Genomic DNA, 9,560 nt, shown 5'->3' with positions numbered 1-9,560 from the left:
GACAAGCGTTAGTTCTGATTAACGTGCGCGGGTCTGGACTGCAGGCCTCTCCCCATCCGTCGAGTAGTGACGCATCCGCGAGGTACTGGCCGAGCAGGCACAGGAAGAGGAGTGACCACACGTGAGCGAGTTGCGGATTGAGCGTTTGACCTCGCCTGAGATCGCGAGCGCCATCGCGAGCGGTATGCGTACGGCGGTCTTGCCGCTGGGCGCCACGGAGCAGCATGGCGCGCACCTGCCGATGTCGGTCGACAGCGATCACGCCGATCGACTGGGTGTTCTTGTCGCCGAGCGGCTTGGCGACGCGCTCGTGCTACCGACGGTGCGGATCGGCTGCTCGTCGCACCACCTCGGCTTCGCCGGAACGCTCTCGCTGCAGGCCGAGACGCTTGAGGCGATCTGCGCCGACTGCTGCGCGAGCCTTGCTGCGCACGGCTTCCGCCGGGTGCTGATCTTCTCGGCGCATATCGGCAACTACCCGGTGCTCAGTGACATCGAGCCGAAGCTCGCCGCGCGGCTTCCCGCCGACCTGGATGTCATCGCGTTCGCGGACTCGGCAGCGGTCCTCCGTGCGTGGCGCGATGCTGCTCAACGCGTCGCCGGCCTCGCCGACCACGTCGGAGGCCATGCCGATGTCGCCGAAAGTTCGATCATGCTAGCCGTGCGGCCGGAAGCCGTGAGGAACGATCGCGCCGGCGCAGGCTTCACCGGATTCATGGATGACGCGTTGCTGGCCCGCGTATTCACTGACGGTGTCAAGGCAGTCGCACCCAGCGGGGTGCTCGGTGATCCGCGCGGCATGTCGTCTGAGCTGGGCTTCGCCTGTCTGACCGCGGTCGCCGACCTGCTCGCGGAACACGCGAGGGCACGTTATCGGCCGCTCACCTAGACTAGACTTTACACGTGTCGAGCTCACCTACCCCCCGTACCGCGTCTCCCCGCGCCACACGTCGGCAGATGCTGATCAAGGTCGCCGGAGAGTTGTTCAACGAGCGTGCCTTCGATGCGGTCACCACTGAGATGATCGGCGCGCGTGCCGGTGTGACCGGCCCCGCGCTCTACCGGCACTTCCCGAGCAAGCGGGCGTTGCTGATCGCCGTGCTCGAGGATCCGCTGAACGAACTGCTGGCTCATGCCCGCAAGACGGCAGCCGAGGTGACCGATCCACGCAAGGCACTCGAGGAGATGATCGATTACCACGTCAAACGCAGTCTCCAGAACGTTCCGTCCACGCTGGTGTTCCTGAAGAACGAACACAATGTCCCCGAGGACGAACGCCATCGCATGCGACGCATGATGCGCCTCTACGCTGAAGAGTGGAGCGGACTGGTCACCCGGCTGCGGCCCGACCTGTCAGACGCGCAGACCCGCGTCCTCACACACGCCGTCTTCTCGATGATCAACGCGGTACCCCAGTTCAACAGCGGCCTCGATCCCGACATCGTCGCGACGACCATCCGCACCGCCGCGATCAACGCGCTGCTCATCCCCGCGGACGCGATCTGACAAGAAGAGCGGTCTTCAAGGGCGCGGCTCGTAGCCGCTGACCTGACCCGGGCCGGGGCTGGTGACCGGGAGGTCACCCGGCACTTCGGGGTGACCTGGATGCCGGCGAACCGCTGGCGGCGAGCGTTGGCACCGCGTCGTCGGCGGTGGTCCAGGGTGGACCGCGTGCCGATGCAGGGAGAAGTTGTCCAGGACCGCGAACAGCATCTCCCCAGGCCAACGCTCGCGCAGTGTCGTGGGTGAGGTGATGTCCTTGACCGCCTGGCCCTGGGCAGACTCGGCCGGATGTCGAAGGATCCGGTGCGCTGCGGAGGGCGATCGGGCCACTACTCTTCTTGTCAGCTCGCGTCCGCGGGGACGAGCAGCGCGTTGATCGCGGCGGTGCGGATGGTCGTCGCGACGATATCGGGATCAAGGCCGTTGTTGAACTCTGCGAGCCGATGACGTGGTACCGCGGCGATTTCCTCCACCTTGGCAGGGTGTTACATGGATGACATCGGGCCCGGCTCGTCAGCCCTGTTGGATCCGCGGAGAGGCCGTGTGATGGATCTGATGAATTTCGAACCGATCCGGACGCATCCGCAGCTGTTGCTTGATCGTGCGCGTTCCGAGCCCAACATCGTCGCGCTGCGCCACTGGCGTGATGGGGTTGTGCACGCGATCACGTGGCGGACGTACCGAGATCGAGTACGCGAGATCGCGCTCGGCCTTGTCGAGCACGGTGTGCAGCACGGCGATCGCGTCGCGGTGATGAGCAGCGCACGCCCGGAATGGGCCTTCACCGCACTGGCCGTACAGAGTGTCGGCGGCGTGGTGGTCGGCGTCTACCCGACCAGCTCGCCCGCCGAGATCGAGCAGATCCTGGCGCACAGCGAGGCAGTGGCCTTTATGGGCGAGACAACCACTGAGCTCAACAAGGTGGCGGAGATCGCAACCCGCACGCCGAAGCTGCGGCTCGTCGTCGGTATGGACACCGCCCCGCCGGCGCTGCCTGATGCAATCACTGGGACAACGTGGGAGGAGCTGCGCACAGAAGGAGCGCGGCATCCGAGCGCCGTATCCGACCGTCTGGTCGAGATGGTCGCTGCCACGACACTCGATGACCCTGCCGTTCTCTTCTACACGTCGGGCTCCACAGGAACTCCGAAAGGCGTCACGCACTCGCACCGTACGCTTCAGCACTCGGTCCAGACCGTCGTCGGCCTCTATCCGGAGCTCGGCAGCCGTGAGCACGACATCGTCGGCTTCCTGCCGCTGGCCCACGTGGCGCCGGCGCTGCTGCTGATCTTCACTCCGCTGCTCTCACGTCTCGTGGTGACGTACTGCCGCATCGAGGACTACGAGGACGCGTTGCGCACCGTGCGGCCGACGGCACTACTGTGGCCCCCGCGCTTCTACGAGAGGGTCGCCGGCGAGCTGATCGCACGAACGCAGGCCTGGCCCCGGGTGCGCCGGTACGCCTACAAAGGCGCGATGTGGGTCGGTCGCCGAATGGCCGAGCGCCGTTGGTCCAATGGTCATCCCTCGGTATTGCTGCGGATCGCATACACCGCTGTGCTTCACCGCGTCTTCCTGCCGTTGCGGGCAAGCGTCGGATTGGACCGCCTTCGCGTCGCTTTCACCGCTTCTGCCGCGACGCCCGAGAACGTCATTGCGCTGTGGCAGATTTGGGGGCTGGATCTACGCGAAAGCTATGGCCTCACCGAAACAGCTGGCTGCCCCGTCGCTCATTTTGACCAGACGTTTCCTCGCCCGGGATATATTGGTCGCGAATTCTCGGACCCACGCTTCCAGATCGAGGTCGCACATGATGGTGAGATGCTGGTCCGCGCACCACTGCTGTTCCGCGGATACTGGCGCAACCCGGAAGAGACTGATGCCGTTCTGCAGGACGGTTGGTTCCGTACCGGCGACCTGATTGAGCGTACCGCGCACGGTGAGATCCGCCTCATCGGCCGAAAGAAGGACGTGATCATCACCAGCGGCGGCAAAACGATCAATCCGCAGCCGATCGAAACCCGGCTGAAGGAGAGCTCGCTGATCAGCGAAGCGATCGTCGTGGGCGACGCGCGCAAGTGCCTCACCGTGCTGCTCGAGCCGAGCACACAGGCCAAGGCGCTGACCACGACGGCGCTGTCCGAACGCCTGCGAGCTGAGCTCGGGCGAGTCAACACGGACCTCGCACGCGCGCAACAGCTGAAGGACTTCCGTGTGCTGCCTCGGCCCCTCGAGGCCGAACGCGGCGAGCGGACCGCGAACGGCAAGGTCAAGCGGAACGCGGTAGTGAGATCATTCGCCACGTTGATCGATGAAATGTATGGCGGGAATGACGACACAGTGATCGCGAACCACCTACGGTAGCGGTCGCATTAGCGAAGAACCTTGATGGGCTGGCCGTGGCACCTACGTCTGCTGACGCGTATACAGCAATGGGTGGACCTATGCAGCTCCCGATCTGACACGGCAACAGCTCCGAGCAGCGCAAGTCGGCGCCGCGGTGCAGGATCGGTGAGCGCGCTACAGGCACGACGACCACAGATCATCGCCGACTTCTGCCCTGGGCCGAGCAACTCGGCCCATACCATTGTCTATTCTGCATCCATACTTGTGGAATTTGAATTAGTCCAGTCTTATCAGTGCATTGCGCGTCTGTGCACGACGGGTCAGAGTCAGCACATGCGAAGTGCGGCGAGTGTGCGCGTACGCAGTTCCTGCTGACCCACGAGGTATGGCATGCGATCGGCGACGCTCCATCAATGCGCCCCCTCATCCGATGGCCATCCCGCAGCCGTCGAATCAGCAGTCACCGACGAAGTAGCCCTGACGCCTGCGCCGCTCGAACCCGGCGAGATGGGGGCTTCAGCCCGCTGAGGCAGCACCGGGCACCGGCAACCATCGACCTCGCCATAGTGCCTCGGAGCCTGACCCGACGGACGGGTTCCAGCCAGTACCCACCTTCTGATCGCGCCGAACAACGTGACGGCGCCGACCTCGCGCGGCGAGGGCGGCCGAACGGCGCACCTCCCATCCTGGTGTGACAAGGAGAGTCAATGACGACGGCACAACACTCCGAAAAGACGATCAGCTTGAGGTCCGCCCGGCGCGCATCGCTGGCTGGCGGCGTCGGGACACTGATCGAGTACTACGACTTCAGCGTCTATGGGTTTCTGACGCTCACTATCGGACCGTTGTTCTTCCCCAGCGACAATCCGACGGCCTCAACCCTGTCCGCGCTCGCGGTGTTCGCGTCGTCCTACCTCATCCGTCCGCTCGGTGGCTGGTTCTTCAGTCGCCTCGGCGACCGCCGCGGCCGCCGGACAGCCCTCGTCGCGACGATTGTGATGATGGGGGCGGCGTGCGGCGTGATGGGTCTGCTGCCCACCTACGGACAGATGGGAGTCGCCGCGACGATCGCTATCATCGTCGTGCGACTCGCCCAAGGGTTCGCTGCCGGTGGTGAGATCGGTGGCGCTGCCACCTACATCGCCGAGCTGGCGCCGCCCGGCAAGCGGGGTTTCTACGGATCGACGGTTTCCATGGGGTCCACTCTCGGGTTTGCCGTGGCCGCCGGCGTCGTAGGGCTGGTCCGTCTGCTGGTTCCGGCCGACCAGATGGCAACGTGGGGCTGGCGGATTCCGTTCCTCCTCTCGTTGGTCCTTACTGTGGTGTGTCTGCGGGCTCGGCTGCGGGTCGAGGAGTCGCCTCAATTCCAAGAGCTGAAGGAGAAGGCCGCGATCGTACGCAGTCCGATGCTGGCCGCTCTGCGTAGCCACCCGCTGTCGGTTGCCCGTGTGGCGGGCCTGGCTATCGCGTTCAACGGCACCGGCTACTTCGGCGTTGCCTACTTCGCCATCTTCCTGCAGGAGGAAGGATTCTCCGCCACAGGCGTCGCCTGGACATCAGCGTTGTGCATCGCCCTGGCCACCTTCACCTATCCATGGGCGGGCAAGTTGACGGATCGCTACGACCGCAAGCCCATCCTGCTGGCGTCCTACATCATCTTCGCCGTCATCGCTTGGCCGGTCTTCGCACTCCTCATCGCAGCAACCAACCTCTGGGCCGTCGGAGCCGTCTATCTGGTCTTCATGTTCTTCACCGGGTGGGCGCAGGTGCCTACGTGGCCGTTGGCCACGGAGCTGTTTCCGGCAAGCGTGCGCTACTCAGGCATCGCGATCGGCTACAACTTGGGCGTGATCATCGGCGGCATCACGCCACTCGTCGCCGCTGCCCTCGTGGCCAGTACCGGAAGCAGAACCAGCCCCGTCTACTGGATCCTCGCCGTAGCGCTCATCGGAGTGATCACCGTCGCGCGACTGCCGAAGACCGCGTCGAAGCCGCTACCCGCCTAAGCGGACGGCCAGGTCCACGATCTCCTGCAACGCCGCGCGGAAGCCGCCCGGGTGCAGGAGATCGTCGAGCCTGTGGATACCACAACCGCGGCGAATCAGCCTGCATGTCGACCGTGCGCTGTCCGCGGGCGGGCTGTGCTCCTCCGTCCGGCTTCCTTTCCCGTCGTATTCACTGCACCGGCAACCGGTTGAGCACTCTTTGGTGAGGTGAGGCTGCCGACCCACCCGAGGAAGAGTGCCGCTGGCACGGACACCATGCCCGCGTTGTAGTACGGATACCAGTTGAAACTCAATTCCGGCCATAGTGAGTTCTTGGTGCCGGTGACGACGGGTGAGGAGACCGTGAGCACGAGGGACAGCAGCAGTCCCCCGTAGACGGACCAGAGAAGCCCACGGCGATTGAACTTGGGCCAGAAGAAAGTGTAGATCAGCGCCGGGAATACACCCGACGCCGCAACGCAGAGAGCGAAGATGACCAGGGACTCGACCGGATACCGGCTGATGGCTGTGGACAGCGACAGGCTCACGGCGACCAGGACGACGAGGGTCAGACGCAGTACTCGCGCTTCTCCGGTTCGGGTGCGCGGGCCCTTGCCCTGAGTGAACACATCACGCGCGAAGGTGACAGCGGCAGCGAAGGCCACACTTGACACGGTCGTGAGTGCGGCGAGGAAGGCCACGGACGCCATGGCCGTGATGAGCGCAACGCGCGCCACTGAGCCGTGCGGGAGTACTTCCGAAGCCAGCAGTATCGGGGACCCCTGCCCAACGTCGTCAACCGCTCGAATGACGTCGCTTCCCACCACGGCCGCGGCCGCGAAGCCCGCCGCGCTCAGGAGGACGACAAAGGCAGCGCCCAGTCCCGAGGCAATGCTCATGGATCGTCGTGCCGAGTGCCCGGTGCGGGAGGCACTGACACGCAGGATCAGGTTCGGCAGCACGGCCGTACCGAGGATAACGACGATGTGTTCGCCGATCACGTTGAGCGATCCGAGGTTCGCGGTGCGCGGCCAGAGCCCGGGGCTCAGATATCCGTTCGGCGACATACTCTTCTCCGCCGCCGCAGAGAGCAGATACCCGGGGTTCCACTCGAATCTGCTGAGGGCCAGCAGCGTGATCAGCGAAAGCGTGATCAGGGTGACGACCACCTTGACGATCTGCATGAAGCTGGTGCCTCGCAGATCTGCCACGACGGCGAAAAAGCCGACGAGAAGCCCCATCAGCACCGTGCAGACCACTTGGGTTCCATGGGGCGACCGGCCGATCAGGAGGGCCACGCTGATGCCGGTAGCCCGCAGTTGGACCATGAGAAGGGGAATGGTGATCGCAAGTGTCACCAGGGCCGCGGCAGTCCGCGACGTGCGCCCCGCGGCACGCAGGGAGAAGAGGTCACCGAGAGTGTAAAGTCCGCTGTCGCGTATTTTTTGAGCAAGGAGCAGCAGTACGCCGAGAGCGAGCATGAGGTCGATGGCGATGCTGAACCCGTCGTAGCCGTACAGAGCGATAAACCCGGACGTCACCAACAGGGTGACGACCGTGATCTGCTCGCCCGCCATGGCGAACCCGTTGAAGACCGGAGAGAGTGACCGGTCCGCGATGTAGAGCCTTTCCGGCTCGTGCTCCTGACTCGAGGCAAGCGTGAAAAGCCACAGGAGAGACAGCCCGATGAATACCAGGAAGACGACGATCACGGGGCCTCTGGCGTCTGAACCGATCGGGTCGAGTACAGCTGCGGTCAAGATGTGCACGGTCACCGCTTCACCGCCAGGAATCATCGAGGCTGGACGCATCCGACGTCTCGGCCTGGGGCATGCCGGAGGTCCGGGGCCGCTCGGCGGGATCGCAGGCTGTGCATCGCGTCTCGTACACCCACACGGTGGCGACGAAGAGGCCGCATTGAAGGATGCCCCAGATAAGGCCGAAGGTGAGGTGCCCGTACACGTGGACTGCGGGAACGGCGGTCAGCAAGGACAGCGCGATGCCGACGGCGAGAGGGACGGCGTTGGCGGCAACGAATGCACGCTGGGCACGACGCGTGGCTCTGCGGAGACTTTCACCGTGTCGCAGTCGGAGGGCATCGAGCGATGGGTCCGGTGCCGGCGGGCGATCGGGTGAGGGTGAGGAGAAGACGGGGTGCACGGAAACCTTCCGGGCTTCGAAGGCGGGTGACTCGGTCGGCGAGTGGTGGTGCCTCGGACGCGCGGGTCGTTCCTGCGCGCAAAAGGTCTGGGATCTGGCCGACGGCCGGGGAGGGACACGAACAGGAATGTCAATGGCATCCGACGTCTCGGTCTGGGGCACGGCGGAGGCCGACCCGCTACCGGACTGACCGCTACCGCGGCCCGTAGATCACTACGGTGTTGCCCCATGGGTCCCGGGCCACGGCCCGGACCTCGTGCGGGCCCTGCTCGGGCTCCCGGACTACGGATCCGCCGCCTTGTACGAGGGCGGTGAGCGCCGAGGTCACGTCGGGGACCTTGAACGACGCCGCGGGCACCCCACCGGTGACGTCCTCGGCCGGGCCGGTCAGGGCCAACGTGGTGCTGCCGGCGTCGAGGGCGGCGTAGCGGTCGCCGTCGACGAACTTCGTGGCCAGGCCGAAGGTGTCGGTGTAGAAGCGCACGGCGGCGTCGATGTCGGCCACCGGGTGCAGCACGTTCCCGATCTTCACGAGGTCGAACTCCACGGAATCACTCACCGGACGGCCCCGCAGCACGGCCCGAGCGGAGGGTTCCACCACACCGCGCGCCGCGCGTGGATGAACCACACGTGCGATCCACCGAAGCTGAGGAGCCGGGCCCGATGTCATTCATGTAACGCTCTGCCCGAGGTAGAGGAAATCACCGCGGTACCACATCACCGGCTTGCCGCTACCTATGCGTGCGTCGTGCACACGGCCGATGAGAATGACGTGATCTCCGCCGGGTACGGCTTGCTCCAGCTCGCAGCGGATGACCGCTGCGGCGTCGGGCAGTATCGGGTGTCCGCACTCGTCGGACTCGAAGCTCCCGTGTGCAAACTTGTCCTCGCCCTTGGTGGCGAACCTCATGGCCAACTTCGCATGCGCGGGCGTCACGATGTTCACGACGAACTGCTCAGCCGCTATGAAAGCTGGGAAGCAGTCCGCTCCTTGGTCCAGACAAACGAGAACAAGTGGTGGATCAAGCGACAGCGCCGCGAAGGAACTCGCGGTGAACCCATGCAGCGTGCCCCCGGAGCTTCGGGTCGTCACGATCGTCACGCCGGAAGGGAAGCGGGCCAACGCCGAACGGAAGGCAGCCGCGTCCAGCCCTTGGACTTGGTCAGCCATTCCACACCTCGCGGGCAGCTCGGGCGGCAAGGTCGTGGCAGCTACCGAAGGCATCAACGTCGACATGCTCTGCGCGTAGCGCCTCCTCGACCGGCTCTCGGTAGCGGTGCTCACGTGCGAGCCCAGTCGGGATGTCCCCCTCAGCCATGACGATGACGTCCATACTGATCCTTTCCTCGAATGTTATTGGCCAATAACATATGGCTTGGCTTAGGTGCGGTCAAGTCCCTGGACATGGAGGTGAGTCCGTTAGTACCCAGTAACGAAAGGGGGGCAAGTCAGTCCGCGGCCGCCTGTGCGGCCGTCGGTCGCGGTGGGACGGAGGTCGCTCTGGTCGCGATCCCTACCGTGCGTGCCCGGTCGACCTCCGTTGTTATTGCAAGGTAACGCTTGTT

Annotated in this window: 9 protein-coding genes; 4 read left to right on the top strand and 5 right to left on the bottom strand. The window is 64.9% G+C overall.

Features of this window, described 5'->3' with window-relative positions:
- Window positions 1–121 precede the first annotated feature (121 nt).
- Window positions 122–889 (top strand): creatininase family protein, encoded by a 768-nt coding sequence (locus tag ACH4U7_RS52805; protein ID WP_398534883.1) that lies wholly within the window; start codon window positions 122–124, stop codon window positions 887–889.
- A 68-nt stretch (window positions 890–957) separates the two neighbouring features.
- The gene (locus tag ACH4U7_RS52800; RefSeq protein ID WP_398534882.1) at window positions 958–1,506 is read left to right on the top strand and encodes a TetR/AcrR family transcriptional regulator; all 549 of its coding nucleotides are present in this window, start codon (window positions 958–960) and stop codon (window positions 1,504–1,506) included.
- A 338-nt stretch (window positions 1,507–1,844) separates the two neighbouring features.
- Here ACH4U7_RS52800 and ACH4U7_RS52795 read toward each other — a convergent pair whose 3' ends face one another.
- Window positions 1,845–1,976, bottom strand: a complete 132-nt coding sequence (locus ACH4U7_RS52795) for a hypothetical protein (RefSeq protein ID WP_398534881.1) — start codon at window positions 1,974–1,976, stop codon at window positions 1,845–1,847.
- A 73-nt stretch (window positions 1,977–2,049) separates the two neighbouring features.
- Here ACH4U7_RS52795 and ACH4U7_RS52790 point away from each other — a divergent pair, with 73 nt between their 5' ends.
- Window positions 2,050–3,867 carry an AMP-dependent synthetase/ligase gene (locus ACH4U7_RS52790; protein WP_398534880.1) on the top strand — a complete coding sequence of 606 codons (1,818 nt, stop codon included), beginning with the start codon at window positions 2,050–2,052 and terminating at the stop codon, window positions 3,865–3,867.
- 689 nt (window positions 3,868–4,556) lie between these two features.
- Window positions 4,557–5,855 (top strand): MFS transporter, encoded by a 1,299-nt coding sequence (locus ACH4U7_RS52785; protein WP_398534879.1) that lies wholly within the window; start codon window positions 4,557–4,559, stop codon window positions 5,853–5,855.
- Window positions 5,856–5,950: 95 nt separating this feature from the next.
- Here the strand turns inward: ACH4U7_RS52785 and ACH4U7_RS52780 are convergent, their stop codons facing one another.
- From ACH4U7_RS52780 to ACH4U7_RS52765, 4 genes are all read right to left on the bottom strand, one after another.
- Window positions 5,951–7,609, bottom strand: a complete 1,659-nt coding sequence (locus tag ACH4U7_RS52780) for a transporter (protein ID WP_398534878.1) — start codon at window positions 7,607–7,609, stop codon at window positions 5,951–5,953.
- A gap of 578 nt (window positions 7,610–8,187) precedes the next feature.
- Complete coding sequence (locus ACH4U7_RS52775; RefSeq protein WP_137964903.1) at window positions 8,188–8,553, bottom strand: VOC family protein; 366 nt, start codon at window positions 8,551–8,553, stop codon at window positions 8,188–8,190.
- A gap of 111 nt (window positions 8,554–8,664) precedes the next feature.
- Window positions 8,665–9,165, bottom strand: a complete 501-nt coding sequence (locus ACH4U7_RS52770; RefSeq protein ID WP_398534877.1) for a flavin reductase family protein — start codon at window positions 9,163–9,165, stop codon at window positions 8,665–8,667.
- Window positions 9,158–9,328, bottom strand: a complete 171-nt coding sequence (locus ACH4U7_RS52765) for a hypothetical protein (protein ID WP_398534876.1) — start codon at window positions 9,326–9,328, stop codon at window positions 9,158–9,160. The genes ACH4U7_RS52770 and ACH4U7_RS52765 overlap by 8 nt, the downstream gene beginning before the upstream one ends.
- Between the last annotated feature and the right edge of the window lie 232 nt (window positions 9,329–9,560).

This window comes from Streptomyces sp. NPDC020845 (assembly GCF_044334165.1).
Classification (GTDB): Bacteria; Actinomycetota; Actinomycetes; order Streptomycetales; family Streptomycetaceae; genus Streptomyces.
This window is presented reverse-complemented; position numbering and strand designations above follow the sequence as displayed.